At 35.4% G+C, this 16,446-nt stretch carries 16 protein-coding genes; 13 read left to right on the forward strand and 3 right to left on the reverse strand.

Going from position 1 to position 16,446, the window contains the following annotated elements:
- Positions 1-49 precede the first annotated feature (49 nt).
- Positions 50-934: a UTP--glucose-1-phosphate uridylyltransferase GalU gene (galU, locus tag T323_RS0108285; protein WP_026672861.1), complete on the forward strand. Its 885-nt coding sequence runs from the start codon at positions 50-52 to the stop codon at positions 932-934.
- Between the two features lie 78 nt (positions 935-1,012).
- Positions 1,013-1,690, forward strand: coding sequence for a serine/threonine protein kinase (locus T323_RS0108290; protein ID WP_026672862.1), 678 nt, complete (start codon positions 1,013-1,015; stop codon positions 1,688-1,690).
- A 48-nt stretch (positions 1,691-1,738) separates the two neighbouring features.
- Here T323_RS0108290 and T323_RS27895 read toward each other — a convergent pair whose 3' ends face one another.
- Together T323_RS27895 and T323_RS0108300 are read right to left on the reverse strand one after the other, a co-directional pair.
- Complete coding sequence (locus tag T323_RS27895) at positions 1,739-2,443, reverse strand: hypothetical protein (protein ID WP_026672863.1); 705 nt, start codon at positions 2,441-2,443, stop codon at positions 1,739-1,741.
- Between the two features lie 210 nt (positions 2,444-2,653).
- Positions 2,654-3,157, reverse strand: coding sequence for a sigma-70 family RNA polymerase sigma factor (locus tag T323_RS0108300; RefSeq protein ID WP_051556444.1), 504 nt, complete (start codon positions 3,155-3,157; stop codon positions 2,654-2,656).
- Positions 3,158-3,361: 204 nt separating this feature from the next.
- Here T323_RS0108300 and T323_RS26320 point away from each other — a divergent pair, with 204 nt between their 5' ends.
- Together T323_RS26320 and T323_RS0108310 are read left to right on the forward strand one after the other, a co-directional pair.
- Complete coding sequence (locus T323_RS26320) at positions 3,362-3,862, forward strand: competence protein ComK (protein ID WP_051556445.1); 501 nt, start codon at positions 3,362-3,364, stop codon at positions 3,860-3,862.
- A 251-nt stretch (positions 3,863-4,113) separates the two neighbouring features.
- Complete coding sequence (locus tag T323_RS0108310) at positions 4,114-5,682, forward strand: C40 family peptidase (RefSeq protein ID WP_051556446.1); 1,569 nt, start codon at positions 4,114-4,116, stop codon at positions 5,680-5,682.
- A gap of 336 nt (positions 5,683-6,018) precedes the next feature.
- Here the strand turns inward: T323_RS0108310 and T323_RS0108320 are convergent, their stop codons facing one another.
- Positions 6,019-6,927 carry an LCP family glycopolymer transferase gene (locus T323_RS0108320; protein WP_026672866.1) on the reverse strand — a complete coding sequence of 303 codons (909 nt, stop codon included), beginning with the start codon at positions 6,925-6,927 and terminating at the stop codon, positions 6,019-6,021.
- 186 nt (positions 6,928-7,113) lie between these two features.
- Here T323_RS0108320 and T323_RS0108325 point away from each other — a divergent pair, with 186 nt between their 5' ends.
- The 9 genes from T323_RS0108325 to T323_RS26330 all read left to right on the forward strand — a co-directional run bounded on the left by T323_RS0108325 (position 7,114) and on the right by T323_RS26330 (position 16,332).
- Entirely contained in the window at positions 7,114-7,812 is a 699-nt protein-coding gene (locus T323_RS0108325; protein WP_026672867.1) for a YveK family protein, read from the forward strand.
- Between the two features lie 16 nt (positions 7,813-7,828).
- Positions 7,829-8,521 (forward strand): CpsD/CapB family tyrosine-protein kinase, encoded by a 693-nt coding sequence (locus tag T323_RS0108330; protein WP_026672868.1) that lies wholly within the window; start codon positions 7,829-7,831, stop codon positions 8,519-8,521.
- Positions 8,522-8,618: 97 nt separating this feature from the next.
- A complete protein-coding gene (locus tag T323_RS0108335) occupies positions 8,619-9,386 on the forward strand; it encodes a tyrosine-protein phosphatase (protein WP_026672869.1) in 768 nt (255 codons plus the stop codon).
- 265 nt (positions 9,387-9,651) lie between these two features.
- A complete protein-coding gene (locus tag T323_RS0108340; RefSeq protein WP_026672870.1) occupies positions 9,652-11,472 on the forward strand; it encodes a polysaccharide biosynthesis protein in 1,821 nt (606 codons plus the stop codon).
- A gap of 61 nt (positions 11,473-11,533) precedes the next feature.
- Positions 11,534-11,659, forward strand: coding sequence for a prepilin-type N-terminal cleavage/methylation domain-containing protein (locus tag T323_RS29730; protein WP_084309188.1), 126 nt, complete (start codon positions 11,534-11,536; stop codon positions 11,657-11,659).
- A gap of 809 nt (positions 11,660-12,468) precedes the next feature.
- Entirely contained in the window at positions 12,469-13,086 is a 618-nt protein-coding gene (locus tag T323_RS0108350; RefSeq protein WP_026672872.1) for a sugar transferase, read from the forward strand.
- Positions 13,087-13,101: 15 nt separating this feature from the next.
- Positions 13,102-14,040, forward strand: coding sequence for a glycosyltransferase family 2 protein (locus T323_RS27900; protein WP_026672873.1), 939 nt, complete (start codon positions 13,102-13,104; stop codon positions 14,038-14,040).
- 122 nt (positions 14,041-14,162) lie between these two features.
- Positions 14,163-15,320, forward strand: a complete 1,158-nt coding sequence (locus T323_RS0108360) for a polysaccharide pyruvyl transferase family protein (RefSeq protein ID WP_035178157.1) — start codon at positions 14,163-14,165, stop codon at positions 15,318-15,320.
- Positions 15,310-16,332 carry a glycosyltransferase family 2 protein gene (locus T323_RS26330; RefSeq protein WP_051556447.1) on the forward strand — a complete coding sequence of 341 codons (1,023 nt, stop codon included), beginning with the start codon at positions 15,310-15,312 and terminating at the stop codon, positions 16,330-16,332. Before T323_RS0108360 ends, T323_RS26330 begins: the two co-directional genes overlap by 11 nt.
- Positions 16,333-16,446 lie beyond the last annotated feature (114 nt).

The following is a 16,446-nucleotide window of genomic DNA, read 5'->3' on the forward strand; positions in this document are numbered from 1 at the left end:
AGTGAAAAACGACAAAAAAATGTAAATTATTTATGAGGAGAGATAAAAAGTGAATGTGAGAAAAGCGATTATTCCTGCAGCCGGTCTAGGAACTCGATTTTTACCAGCAACAAAAGCTCAACCAAAAGAAATGTTACCAATTGTTGATAAGCCAACAATTCAATATATTGTTGAAGAAGCTGTTGAGTCTGGAATTGAAGATATTATTATTATTAGTGGTCGGGGTAAACGAGCAATAGAAGACCACTTTGACAAATCATACGAACTAGAAGAAACACTAGAGAAAAAACAAAAATATGCGATGTTAGAAGAAATCCAATCAATTTCTAATCTAGCAAACATTCACTATATTCGCCAAAAAGAGCCAAAAGGACTTGGACATGCGATATTATGTGCGCGTCGTTTTGTTGGTGATGAGCCATTTGCTGTTATGCTAGGAGACGATATTGTTCGTTCTGAAGTTCCGTGTTTAAAACAGCTTATTGATACATTTAATCGTTTCCATTCTTCTGTCGTTGGTGTCCAACCTGTGCCTGATGAAGATGTTTCCAAATACGGGATCGTCGCGCCAAAAGGTTCAGAAATCGAATCGGGTGTCATTCATGTCGATGATTTAGTTGAAAAGCCTAAGTTAGAAGACGCACCTTCCAACTTTGCCATTATGGGTCGTTATGTTTTGCGCCCTGAAATTTTCGAGATTTTAGCTAACACAAAACCAGGGGCAGGAAATGAAATTCAATTAACAGACGCCATAAAGCAATTAAACTTAGATCAAGCGGTTCTTGCATATGAGTTTCAAGGGAAACGTTATGATGTTGGTGATAAATTTGGTTTTATTAAAGCAACGGTTGATTTCGCGCTTGAACGTGAAGATTTGCAAAAAGAAGTATTTGCTTATTTAGAATCAATTACAAGTAATAAACTGAGTATTTAATAATAACATAACAATGATAAAAAAAATCATCCTATCGTGTATAGGGTGATTTTTTGACCATGAAAAGGGGATAGTTAGATGGAGCAACACTGGGAAAATGTGATGGAAAGTCTTTCAGTAATTACGGTCACGTCCAATCCAAACAATCAACCGGTCACGATAACCGGAACAGCTCCAGATATTCGTTGTGTTGGAGTGGGGACCGATGCGGCAGTATTCCAATCAATTCATGCCCCAAAATTTGCATTTAAAATGTATGCGACTGATAAAAAGGACAAAGTGAAAATTGAAGAAGATGTATATCGCAGGTTAGGAGAGTCTCCTTTTTTCTCGAAATGCTATGCCTCGACAGACCGTATACTTGTGTTAAGTTTCGAAGAAGGAGTGACGTTGTTTGATTGCCTTCTTCAAGGAATCCGAATCCCTAAAAACGTTATACAAGACGTGGAAAATGCTCGTGTATATGTGCAAGAAAAAGGGCTAAATCCTCGAGACATTCACCTCAAAAATATACTGATGCAACATGGGAAAGCAAAAATTCTAGATGTATCGGAGTATGTTAAAGAAGGAAACGACTTTCGTTGGGAACATTTAAAACGAGCGTACGATGAATATTATTATCTCATTGAAGGAAAAACAGTTCCGTTTTGGTTGTTAGAGACGATTAGGAAATGGTATCATCAGTGGAATAAGTACTCGACAACGTTTGATGAATTTATGAAATACGTACTAAAGCATACGACTTATAAAAAATAAAACCGCCATGTGAGGCGGTTTTTTAATGTATTGTAAAAATAAATAACGTTACCCCAAATCTCGGTGTTGCCAGTAGTGGTCGGCAACGGTTGGTACATTTCCGTGGAGAAAATTGTCCCAATTAATTTTGTCTAATGTTTCTTCATAAAAAGAAACATTGGCGATTAACATTGTGCCTTCATTCCCGTAAGCATCGACACTAGGAAAATAAAATTCCAGCGCTACATCATATCCTTCTGGTGCAATTTCATGAATAGCTTGAACTATTTTTGTTGTATCCATCAAAACTCCTGTTCGTATCAAGTTACGTGTTAAGTTATCTGATGCGTTAATGCCTAAAGATATAACGGAAGCGTCGGTATCGACATCATAATCATCCATCACGAAGCTGTAGTTATACTTTTCTTCTCCTAATATTTCAATTGCAAGTTGTTCAATAAAGGCTTCTTGATCCTCGGTTTCAAGTTCGAGAAAATTTTCTGGTGGAATTTCATCTTCGATATCGTTTTCCTCGTCTATTTCAGGTTCTATTGGTTCTTCTTTTTGGTCTACTTCAGTAACGACCTCATCTTCGGGAGCTGGTTGAACAGTATCTTCAGCTTCTGGCATAATCATTATCCCGACAATAAATAAAACTAATCCAATTCCTGCCTTTTTCAAATGTCCTTTACGATTATTCTTTGCATTTATTAACGCCATGATTCCAAATACAATTAACATTCCTAATCCAATTAAAAAGAGTAAAACATCCATATGATATCTCCTTTTTTAATTTATTGTTTGGGGAGATACCTTTGTTTATTCAAAAAGGAAATGGTAGAATTTTCTGATTTTCTTTTGATTGTAATTTTATGCTGTGTTTATCGAACGTTTAAATTTATTGTAAAATTTGTTAAATATAACAAAAATAGTCGAAACGGTAGTGATTAGTTCGAATCATTTCTGCTATATTAAAGACAGGATTTAACATTTTTCGGTAAGGAGGTGTTTGTTTCGTAATTTTCTTATCGCGCCCTTCCTCCATCCTTTGACTACCTCTATAGATACTCGATGCTCTTCTGCAATTTGTTTTCGTTTCTTTTGTAAAACAAACGCCTCTTGTACCCATAGTCTTTCTCGTGGGCTTAGACCTTCAAAGTAGATATCAGGTAATTCTTCTCTTTCGTCGTCAAACATCGTATAGCTTTTCGATATTTGAACATCATCGTCATGTAATTCATGTCTAGTTACAAAAGTCTTTTCTTTTTGTAACAATGTCATCATCTTTCCGCGAACATAAGATTGCGCATACGCAGGGAATGCTCCTTTTTCTGGATCGAAATTTTTGTGTGCCTCCCAAAGTGCGATTAACCCCATTTGATAAAACTCATCATAGTTTTTATAGAGATGCAATGCTGTTATTTGTTTTTTTATCATCGGTTCAAATTGAGTAGCGACAAAATCAAAAGACATCTTTGAATAATCCATTTTAAACCTCTTTATGAAAGCGCGCTTTCGAGTATTACCGGTTACGTCTACAGTACGAGGAATTTGAAAAGGGGGCTAATCACCGTTTTTCAAAAACAAAAGCATAAATAAAGGCATAATTGACGAATGCTCTATCGTTTTTTGATTAAACTAATGATTTGGTTCGAATAAAAGAGAGAATGAGTAAAGTTGAGGAGGAAGAAAATGGGGAAGAACAAGGAACTCGATTATATGATTAATGCAAATACGATGTTGTTAAAGCCGGTGCGACATGAGAAGTATGGAACACTCGTGTATGAAAAAGGATGTAAGTTCTACACGATGTTCCGACCGAAGGATTATATCGAAAATGCTTGTTTAGAAGGAGGCTCAAGTTACACTGGGCGAAGAGAGGCTGTCCTTTATAGTACTACGTATCGCAATAAAATCCCGATCCCTATTTTCCCTGAAAAAAGCATAATCGCTTTTCCGACTCTGTCATCAAGCCATTTTGATTGTGAATGGGTGTTTCTCTTGCATGTTAAAGGTTATAAAATTGTAGAAAATGTAATAGAAGAACCAAGAACACAAGTTGATTTTCATGATGGACAATATGAGGATGTTACGATATCTGCTTACAGCTTCAAAGAGCAAATGGAAAGAGCGTCTTATTGCAACTTTTTGTTCTCGCGAGTAAACAACCATGAATCATACATAAAAATGTGAAAGTGAGTAAGTATATGTTAGTGGTAATAAAGACTATAACAAGCAGTTGAGTTCTTTATATAATTAAAAAGTAGCATTGTTGTTCATTATTATGAACGGAAATGTCATAAAAAATGAAAAAATAACAATTTTTAAGTCGATTTAACTAGAAAAAAGAAAAATTGTGAGAAAAGTCTCTAGGATTATAGGAGGATTGCCGATATTATAAATAGTAAATATTAGTTCTATTTCCAATGTCGGAGGTGTCAAGTGTGAGTAAATCGGCAACGATGAGAAAAGTTGTGATTTCATCAGCGTTAGCTACAGGAATTTTCTTAGCAAGTCCACAAGATGCAGATGCAGCCTTAGGAGACCAAACGCTTCGTAAAGGAATGAATCATCCAGATGTAAAAGACTTGCAAGATGCATTAAAAGCAAAAGGATTTTTCACCTTTGATCAGTCAACAGGGTATTATGGACCAATTACAGAAGACGCAGTTCGTAAATTCCAACGAGAACATCGTCTCCAAGTCGATGGAATTGCGGGTCCACAAACATTAAGTACACTTTTAGCATTAATGGACCAACAAACACAAGTGCAAGCCCAAAGAATGCAAACGGCACAAGTGACAACAACATTATCAACGACGTCTTCTTCTACTCAATCGGCGTTAACGACTACTTCGGTGCTACGTTTTGGGTCGCGTGGAAAACAAGTGGAAGAATTACAACTTAGATTAAAGCAAGAAGGTCATTTTAATCATGAAGTGACAGGGTATTTCGGGCGGATTACAACAGATGCAGTGAAAGCGTATCAACGTAAGCATAAATTAAAAGTGGATGGCATTGTAGGGCCGCAAACACTGTCATCACTTTTAAATGTAAACCAACCAAACACAAACTCAACATTGAAAGTCTCAACTCCTTCAACTGGACAAGTTGCCGTCCTGCGCAATGGCAGTAAAGGTAACCAAGTACGAACATTACAGCAACAGCTTAAGGATTTGGGATTTTACAGTCACAGCGTCACAGGAAATTTCGGTGGCATTACTGAGCTTGCTGTTCGAGATTTTCAAAGAGCAAGAAAGATTAAAGTAGATGGATTTGTTGGTCCGCAAACCCGCGCTGAACTCGAAAAAGCGCTAGCGGAAAGGAGTACTGGGAAAGCTCCTGCAGCAACACCAGTTACAACGACACCAGCTCCTGCTCCAGCGCCATCAACCTCTTTAACGATTGGAGTAAGAAGTGATGCGGTGACAGAGCTGCAATCACAACTTCGGTCACTAGGCTTATTTAATGTACAGCCAACAGGGTATTACGGTGAAATTACCGCGCAATCGGTAAGAGAGTTTCAACGATTAAACAACATTAAAGTAACGGGTGTTGCTGACCAAGCAACAATTGCTAAGATTAAAGAAGTCGCTACGAATAAAGCGTCAGAATCAACGAGTGAACTTCCGAGTCGCGGTTCAACAAGCCCAGCGGCGATGGTAACGAATATGGTAGCGGATGCGGCAACATTTATTGGTACTCCATATGTTTGGGGAGGAACGACAGCTAGTGGTTTTGACTGTAGTGGATTTGTACAAACGGTCTTTAGCAGACAAGGTGTAACCATTCCAAGAACAGTAGCATTGCAATGGAATTTCGGGAAAGCAGTATCGCAACCAGCAGTGGGAGATGTTGTTTTCTTTGAAACCGTAACTGGGCCTTCACATAATGGGATTTACATAGGAAATAACCAGTTCATCCATAGTGGTTCGTCTACTGGTGTTATCATTGCGAATATGAACAGTACCTATTGGAAAGAACGATATTTAGGTGCGAAGCGGATGTATTGATGGTGGTGTCACCCCTTCGGGGTGACTGACACCCTAAAAAGACATCGTCCATCTCAGAAGGACAAAATACCCTTTGCTCACTTGAGCAAAGGGTATTTCCTATGTATAAACAGAAAAATAGAGGAAAGACTACTGTAAAAACAGGAGGATTTCTACAAATGGAAAACGAAGGTGTAAATTTTTTCAAAGGATTAGCATGGGGAACAGCAATAAGCATTCCGTTATGGATATCCATTATCGGTTGGGCTCAGTTGTTTCTAAAGTTTTTGTAAATCCAACGTAAAGCAAAAGAAAAAGCCGGATATGCAAGAAGCATACCCGACATTCGTTTCTCTATTAATCTAGTTCCAAATGTTCACGTAAAAGTTGCGTCATATTGTTACGGTCTTCGTCTGAAATAACAACATAACTTAACCCATCAATTCGTTGACTTGGTCCAACTAAAGCAAGCTGTTCAACATTTCCACCAGCTTCTTTATAGTTGGATTGTATAGCCCACATTTCGCTTAATGTTAAGTCTGTACGGACAGATTCGCCGACTGCATCTAAAATACTGCCTGCTTTTGTAATTGAAGACAGTTGAGCACCTTCTTTAATAACAGCCTCTACAATTTGACGTTGACGGTCGTTACGACCGAAGTCGCCGCGAGCATCTTGCTTTCTCATACGCGAGTACGCTAATGCTTCCTCACCATTTAAGAACAATGGCCCTTCTCCAAATTCATGTCCACCACTATTAAATGCAAATTCATTATTAACATTTACGCCACCTAAAGCATCAACAATGCCTTTGAAGCCTTCCATGTTAATACTGACATAGTGGTCAATTGGGATATTTAAGAAATTTTCCACAGTATCCACTGTCATTTGGACACCACCATAAGCATAAGCATGGTTGATTTTTTCAATTGTTCCGCGACCGACAATTTCAGTGCGAGTATCACGAGGAATACTGACCATTTTAATTGATTTATCATTAGGATTGACAGTCAATACAATAATCGTATCGGATCGACCTGCATGAGTTTCCCCGGTTGAATCAACTCCCGCAAGTAAAAACGACATCGGTTGCTTTCCTTCGACATCTACTTGGGCCCCGCGTTTCTCTGAAAATTCTCGATCAAGGGGTTCATGTATTTCTGAAGCCGTCGAATTCACACTCATATATAAATATAATCCATATCCAATAATAGAAAGAAAACCAACACCAAACACTATCGCAGCAATGATTAAAGGCTTTTTCATCTTTTGTCTCACTTTCATATATATTTTAAACTCTAGTATAGAAATACTACTAAATTGTAAACTACTTTCCTATTATAATCATCATGGTAGTTAAAGGCAATTGAAATTTTTTTCATCACATCCTAACAATATGTGATATAATTCTCTATGTTATTTACAGTTATTAGTAGGAGGGCATAAAAAAGAATGGAAGAAACGATTAGTTTACAAGAGATATTTTCAACACTTCGAAGAAGAATAAAATTAATTATTCTACTTCCTATACTAGCAATTCTTGTAAGTGGATTAATTAGTTATTTTGTACTAACTCCCGTATACGAAAGTTCTACACAATTATTGGTAAACCAAACACAACAAGATCAGAATATTAATTCAACAGATATAAGAGCCAATTTAGATTTAATTAATACGTATAATGTCATTATTAAAAGTCCAGTTATTTTAGAAAAAGTGATAGCCGAGGCGAACTTAACAGAAACAGTAGGACAAGCAAACAATAGAATTACTGTTGGAAGCGAAGGGAATTCACAGGTTGTTAGAATAACGGTGCAACATGAACAACCTGAAATAGCAGTGCAAATTGCGAATACAGTAGCAGATGTGTTTCAACGTGAAATTGTTACAATTATGAGTGTGGACAATGTCAATATTCTATCTCCAGCACAATTAAGTGCAAATCCAAGTCCGGTTGCCCCGAAGCCAACGTTAAATATGGCGATTGCGTTTGTGGTTGGTTTGATGATCGCAGTAGGAATTGCTTTTTTACTTGAGTATTTAGATACGACGGTGAAAGATGAACAAGATATCGAAAAATTGTTGGAACTTCCAATCTTAGGAGTCGTTCCAAACATGGATAATGACAAGAAGAATAGAAGAGGCGCTTAATAAAGGAGTGTACTAGGTGGCTAGAAATAATGTGAAACCAAATACGAAGCAAAGAGACTTAATTACAAACACAAAAAAGAATTCACCGATTTCAGAACAGTACCGTATTATTCGTACAAATATTCAATTTGCTTCTGTTGATAAAGAAATTAAAACAATTATTGTAACATCAGCTGGTCCAGGAGAAGGTAAATCGACAACTTCTGCTAACTTAGCCGTTGTTATGGCTCAAACTGGAAAAAAAGTGCTATATATTGATAGTGACTTACGAAAGCCAACAGGTCACTATACATTTGAAGTATTAAATACTCGAGGATTAACAAGTTTATTAACAAAACAAGAAGAAATAGTCGACACAATTCAACAATCAAAAATTGAAAATCTCTTTATATTACCGAGTGGGCCGATTCCGCCTAATCCAGCTGAGTTATTAAACTCAAAAGCGATGGTTGAGTTGTTAGAACATTTAAAGACAGAATTCGACACAATTATTATTGATACTCCCCCCGTTGTTGCAGTAACGGATGCGCAAATTTTAAGTAGTAAATGTGACGGGACCGTTTTTGTTGTTTCCTGTGGCAAGACAAATCGCGAACATGCAGTGAAAGCAAAAGAGCTGTTAACAAAGTCAAACGCCAATATTTTAGGTATTGTTGTTAATAACAAAAAAGATGCAGGAAACAGCTATTATTATTACTATGGTGAATAATGACGAATTATGTAGAAGGATTTATCTATTAAAATAACAAAAATTAAGGTAAAATGTAAAAGGTTGTTGATTTACTAGGTAAAAAGGAGGGGATTTTGTGATCGATATTCATTGTCATATTTTGCCGGGACTTGATGACGGACCAAAAACAGTAGACGAGAGCATCATGATGGCTAAACAAGCAGTAGAAGAAGGTATTACGACAATAATTGCCACACCGCATCATCACCACCCTTCTTTCGACAATCCTGGACAAACAGTTTTGAGTGCTGTTGAAGCGTTAAATGATAGATTAATAGAAGATGGAATCAATTTAAAAGTATTGCCAGGACAAGAAGTTAGAATTACAGGTGGAATAATAGAAGACATAGATAGTAGTGATATTATTACGTTAGCAAATCATGGAACTTACCTTTTTGTTGAATTCCCTTCTAATCATGTTCCAAGATTTGCAGCATCACTTTTCTATCAATTGCAAGTGAAAGGGATTATTCCAATTATTGTCCATCCTGAACGTAATAAAGAATTAATGGAAAAACCTGAGGTTTTGTATGAATTCGTGAAAAATGGAGCATTAACTCAAGTAACGTCTTCAAGCATTACAGGACATTTCGGTAAAAAGATTAAGCAATACAGTGAGCAAATCATTGAAGCGAATTTAACACATTTTGTAGCATCGGATGCACATAACATTGATGCGCGTACTTTCAGATTAGCGTCTGCATATTTACAAGTTGAAACAAAGTTTGGAACGGGAACCGTTTATCAGTTCCAAGAAAACGCAGCACTTTTAGCAGAAAACAAACATGTAGCAGTAGAACAACCAGAAATGATTAAAAGGCGAAAAATTCTTGGAATTTTCTAATTTATTCGTAGATTAGAAGTGTTGGTGATGTCTCCTAGCCGTTATCAATGGAGGCACTCGACCATACTGTGGGTAAAACACCTTAGGCGCTTGTCGCCAATGGTATGGTGTGAGGTGAGGTTAAATGCCTCGATTACTTAAATTTTCGATTGTGAAACGCTTTCATAGAAGTTTTAAATTAAAGCCTTAAAATAAGCTATTTTTTACTAAATGGTTTATTTTAAGGCTTTACATTTTATGTAAAGGATTGGGAGGAGGAAAAAGATTGTCTTATAAACGTAGGTTAGCGAGTTTGATATTTATTGATTCTTTTATTGTTCTCATTTGTATTTTTATTAGTAATGTGATTCTTGTCCCAACAAGTAACTTACTTTCATCTGTTCTTATTGTTAGTGCTGTTACATTATTAGTCGGACACCACCTGTTTGCTCATTTGTATAAGTTGTATAAAAAAGCGTGGCAATATGCGAGTGTTTTCGAATTAATTGCAATTGTGAAAGCTGTATCATTGTCGATATTATTAACAGCAGTGGTGCAACTTTTCTTCTTCCAAGAAGTATTCTTTCGCACATTAGCAATCACGTGGATGATGCATATTTTGCTTATCGGTGGAGCACGGTTTTCATGGCGAATGTTGCGAGATTCGTATATAAAACCGAATAAAGATAAAAAGGCGACCCTCATTATTGGAGCTGGTGCAGCTGGAACTATGGTAGTTCGACAACTACAACATAGTGAAGAAGTTGATTTAAATCCAATAGCATATATCGATGATGATGTGTCCAAACAAAATCTAGAAATATTAGGAATCCCAGTTGTTGGTGGAATTGAAAACATTGAACAAGTTGTAAAAGAAAACGAGATTAAAAACATCATTATTGCTATTCCTTCCCTGAAACGTGAAGAGTTAAACAACATCTTTAATGAATGTTCAAAAACAACTGCAAAAACACAAATCATGCCAAGAATCGAAGATATTATGACAGGGAAAGTATCCGTTGAGCAATTCCGAGAAGTTCAAGTAGAGGACTTACTAGGAAGAGACCCGGTTGAATTAGATATTGATGGAATCGAAACGTATATTAAAAATCAAACAATCTTAGTTACAGGTGCTGGTGGGTCGATTGGATCAGAAATTTGTCGGCAAATTGCAAAATTTAAACCAGAGCAATTAATTATGTTAGGTCATGGAGAAAATAGCATTTATTCAATTGAAATGGAACTAAGACGAACTGTTCCTGAGTTAAACATTGATACGGAAATTGCAGATATCCAAGACCGAGAAAAAATCTTTACAATTATGAATAGAAGAAAACCGCATGTTGTCTTCCATGCGGCAGCACATAAACATGTACCGTTAATGGAACGTAATCCAGAAGAAGCAGTGAAGAACAATGTCATCGGAACGAAAAATGTAGCAGAAGCAGCAAGTGATGCGAAAGTTAATACATTTGTGATGATTTCAACGGACAAAGCAGTAAATCCAACAAGTGTGATGGGATCAACAAAACGAATTGCCGAAATGATCGTCCAGCATATGGATTTAATTAGTCAAACGCGGTTTGTCGCTGTTCGGTTTGGTAATGTATTAGGAAGTCGAGGCAGTGTCATCCCCCTTTTCAAAGAACAAATTAAAGCTGGTGGTCCTGTAACGGTCACTCATCCAGACATGGTTCGTTACTTTATGACAATTCCTGAGGCATCAAGACTTGTGCTACAAGCTGGAGCATTAGCCCGTGGTGGAGAAGTATTTGTATTAGATATGGGTGAACCAGTAAAGATTGTTGATTTGGCAAAAAACCTTATCAAGCTATCAGGATACTCTATAGATGAAATTGGGATCGAGTTTACGGGAATGAGACCTGGGGAGAAAATGTTTGAAGAACTGCTTGGTAAGGATGAAGTTCATGATAAGCAAGTATTTCCGAAAATTTATATTGGGAAAACGCCGCCGGTTAATATTAATGTAACAAGCGAATTAATATCAGACTTTGTTAGGATGGATAAGGATTCGTTGAGACAGGAACTATTGGATATTGCGAATTTCAAGAAAAATAGCTTAAGGGTACTGAATGTAGTGAAGTGAAATTGTGGTACAGATAGTTTTATAATAGGGAGCTATTTGTACCTAGTTTCTAAAATGTAATTTGGTATGTGTATTTACAAAAAAAAAACGTGAATATATTATCAATAGTAATGGTTTCACGTTAAGAGAAATTCTAACAGTTATTATAATTATTTCTATTCTAATAGGGGAGCTACCCAGAAGATAGTGAGAGTATTCCAAGATGTTAAAGAAGAGTCTTGTACACTTCAAATGACACTTGTACAGAAAAAATTATATAGATTTTCTTATGTTGAACCAAGTTGAACATAATGACAAATTTTTTGCACAGTATTTACAGGATAACTTTGGAGAGGCTTGCGGTGTTACGTGTGAGGAAAACTACTTGGAAGGGAAAGTCATATGTAAAGAAGGTTCAAAAAAAGACGATAATGCGAATGAGATTCCTTTTTTTAATTGTTAAGAACTGATATGTAGTTATTGTATATTCATATATTCTCCTAAAAATTCACAATACTTTTTTGTTAAATACATGCATAAATTGATAGTATTAAAAGGAAGTAAATGATATTAGACTAAGGAAAAGTATAAATAGGTCATTCATTCTTAAGTCAAAAGGGATTAATTTTTTGTATATAAGCTGAGTTGGCTAAAATTAATGGTTTTGATTTTATAAAATGGTGATTTTTATTTTTAACTAATGAAAAAAATCGGAGAACAGATTAAATGGAGAATGGGTACTGACTATCGTAATCAGATAAGGTGCTGGAAGCCCTCTGAGATATGTTTCGAGTGTTTTTAGTAATTTTTAAAGTTTGATTGAAGGGTAGTTTAATAGGAAGAATACGGTTAGATTAGTGTGGAAATAAAAAGTCATCGTGATTGAATGTTGTTGATTGAATAGATATTACGAGGTAGCTATGCCAACAGGATAAGATTTAGTAGGTTAGTAGTTGATTGGAATGGATTCCAGTTAAGTACTAATAAACTAAAAAACTTTCAAGGAGTGTAACGGAGATGTATATGAAAATTAAAAGATTAATAGATATTGTTCTTTCATTAATAGGGCTGATAGTATTATCCCCTATTTTTTTAATTCTTATTCTAGGAATTAAATTAGACTCAAAAGGTCCTGTACTTTTTAAACAAAAACGTGTTGGAATTAACAAAACCCATTTTAATATTTTAAAATTCCGTACGATGAGAATTGATACTCCAAAGGATACACCGACACACCTTTTAGATAATCCGGATCAATATATTACTAAAATGGGGAAGTTTTTAAGGAAAACATCATTAGATGAGTTACCTCAGATTTGGAATATCTTTGTTGGTCAAATGAGTATTATTGGGCCTAGACCAGCATTGTGGAATCAGTACGATCTTATTGCTGAACGTGATAAGTATGGAGCAAATGATGTACCACCTGGACTAACAGGTTGGGCACAGATTAATGGAAGAGATGAGCTTCCTATTAATGTGAAAGCGGAGTTGGATGGGGAGTACGTTGAGAAGGTTAGCTTCTTGATGGATGTAAAGTGCTTCTTCGGGACTATATCTAGTGTATTAAGAAGCGATGGTGTTGTTGAAGGCGGAACTGGAATAAAAAAAGCTGATAAAGAGTCAGTGAAATAATAAGGGGATTTCAAAATGAACAATACAACTACAAATCTTACTGAGGAAGGTATGTCAACATATAAATCCCCTAAGGTATCAATTATAGTAGCAACATATAGACGAAAAGAAGCATTGGAAAAGGCTTTACAATCTTTAATTGTACAGACTTACTCTAATTATGAAATTATTTTAGTTGATGACAATGCTGATGCTGAATGGAATACTGAAGTTGAAAAGATTGTTAACAACATGAAGGACTCAGATAATGTTGAAATTATTTATGTGCAAAACATGAATAATAAAGGCTCTGCAGAAACTAGAAATATTGGAATTAAGCTAGCTACGGGTGAGTATGTAACTTTTTTAGATGATGATGATATTTATCTACCCGACAAAGTTAAGAAACAAGTTGAGTTTATGATTAATGAAGGTTTAGATTTTTCAATTACAGACTTATGGCTCTATGATGAAAAAGATAAGTTAATTGAAAAACGTATTAGAGGCTATATTAAAGATTTTTCATCAGAAAGTTTGATAAGATATCATCTAATGTTTCATATGACAGGAACAGATGTCATGATGTTTAAAAAGAAGTATCTAATAGATATTGGGCTTTTTTCCCCAATTAATGTTGGAGATGAGTTTTATTTAATGCAGAAGGCAATAGAAGGTAAAGGTGTTTTTGGTTATTTGCCTAGATGCGATGTTAAAGCATATGTACACAGTGAAACGGACGGATTATCTAGTGGAGATGGAAAAATAAAAGGCGAGAATGAACTATACGAATATAAAAAGAAATACTTTGATAAATTACCACAAAAAGACCAAAGATATGTAAAAATGCGACACTATGCCGTTATAGCTTATGCAGAGTTTCGGAAGAAAAGGTACTTTTCTATGATTAAAAACTTATGTCTATCTTTGATGTTTTCGCCTATTCATTTTATAAATCTATTTATTAATAGAAAGTAGCGAATATAAGTCTATAAAGTAGGAACGCATTCTTTTATATTCTGGAATCTATTGGTGCATAAAGGCAGGAACCAGCTTTATAATATGAAAATATATAAATTGATTGTCAAGAGGAGAACGTTATGAAAAAAATTGGAATAGCTACTGTGCACACCGGATTTAATTATGGATCGGCATTGCAGGCATATGCAAGTAAAATGATTTTGAACGAATTGGGGTATCAGGGAATTAATATTTCATTAAAAGGCAGTTTTATCAAAGGTAGGGATGTAAGAATAAAGAAAATCGCGGTTATTGCTTTTAGGCTTTTGAGACAACCACATAATATTAAAAAGAGAGTCAGTATTTATAGTGATAACATGAGTAAACCCTATAGTGAACATTCAAAGGAATTATTCAAAACTTTTAGACTCAACAAAATACAACCCAATCACTGTACATGGAATCAATTAAAGCGTCTTGCAAAAAGTGATGATTTTAAGGCGTTTTTGTGCGGGAGTGATCAGATTTGGAATGCAGAAGCATTATATGTAGATCCACAGTATTACTTAAGATTTGCGCCAAAAGAGAAAAGAATTGCTTTTGCCCCAAGTTTTGGAAGAGATAAAGTTGCTGATTACAATAAGAATATTATTACAAAATACATTATGGATATCCCGAATCTTTCAGTGCGGGAGGAATCTGGTGTTTCTATAATTAAGGAATTGACTAATAAGAATGCTGCTCATTTGATTGATCCTACCCTGTTGCTAGATGGAACGAAGTGGGATAAATATTTAGAATTACAAGAAGACTTGTCAGAAAGTGAAAAATATATATTGGCTTACTTTTTAAATGAACCATCTGATTTCGCAAAAAAGTGTATTAAGGAATTAGCTGATAGAACTAAACTGAAGGTAATAGCCCTTCCTTATCAAAGAGAAGCGTCAGATTGGTTTGATTGTGCACCGGATGCCGGACCTGTTGAATTTGTCCAGTATGTTAAAAATGCATCATACGTTTGCACGGATTCGTTTCATGGTACTGCATTTGCAGTTAATTATGAAGTGCCTTTTTACACATTTGAAAGACAATATGGCTCTGCTGGAAAGCAATCCTCTCGGTTGGATTCATTCCTGAAATTGGTTTCGTTAGAAGAACGATTTAATCCATCCATGGAGTTATTAGTTGCACCGATTGATTTCAGTAAAAGTAAAGATGTCCTTGAGGAAGAAAGGAAGAAATCTGTGGAGTACCTTATAAATGCGCTACAGTATATGGGGGAAAAAAATGGTAGGTAACCTTAATAATGAAACTTTAAAGTCACTGGTTTCGATAATCGTACCAGCATATAATGTTGAAAAGTATATAGAAAAGTGTCTTTCATCAATATTAGAACAAACATATACAAATATAGAGGTCATTGTTGTTGATGATGGGTCCACAGACAAAACAGGACAACTTATTGATAATGTATCGCAACAAGACAACAGAGTTCGCATTATACACAAAGAAAATGCCGGGGTTAGTGCTGCAAGAAATAGTGGTATTGAAATATCTACTGGCGAATATTTGGTTTTTGTGGATGGAGATGATTATATTGCACCAGATTATGTTGAGTACATGCTCAGTCTTATTGAAAATACAGGCTCAGAATTCTGCCTTTCAAAACGTTGCTATACCAAGAGTGGTGAAAAGCAAACTGAAAGCGAATATATAGAGAAACTGCAACCAGAAGATGCGACTGCACTACTTTTATCACCAGATGTTATTGTGGGATGTTGGAATAAAATCTTCAAACGAAGCTTAATAGTTAACAATAATATATGGTTTTCGACTGTTTTATTTTATGGAGAAGGACTGACTTTTATAACCACTGTATCACAAATATCTAATTCTGTTGGTGTTGGAAATCGTAAAGTTTACTATTACAGACGAAACAATGAAGCTTCTGCAACAACAAAGTTCGATATTAATAAACTATATAACGGTGAGAAAGCATTAAAAAACATTAAGAAGCAACTTATAGTAAATAGCCCGAAAGTCAACACAATGCTTAATTTACATCTATGTCTTTTTAGTTTAGGCGCATTAGTAAAAATAAAGTCAAATCACTTAGAAAAAGAGTATTTGAACGATTATAAAAGATGGAAATCGTATATAAGACATAATTCTATAAAATTCGCATTTAATGGAGAAATATCAATTTATAGAAAGTTGCTTCTATTTGGTGGATGTTTAAGTCCATGGCTTATGATGAAGTTAGACACAACTAGACGGAGACATATTTCTGCTAATAGTGTTGATGGTTAGTATTCATCAGTTGGCTGTAAGTTTAATAAATAAGGTCGTTCTCATTTACTACATTTAAAACGAAGATCTGCTTGTAATTCCTTTATAAATTAGGGCGAATAACATGAAACAGCT

Source organism: Alkalihalobacillus bogoriensis ATCC BAA-922 (assembly GCF_000621445.1).
Lineage (GTDB): Bacteria > Bacillota > Bacilli > Bacillales > Bacillaceae_F > Bacillus_AO > Bacillus_AO bogoriense.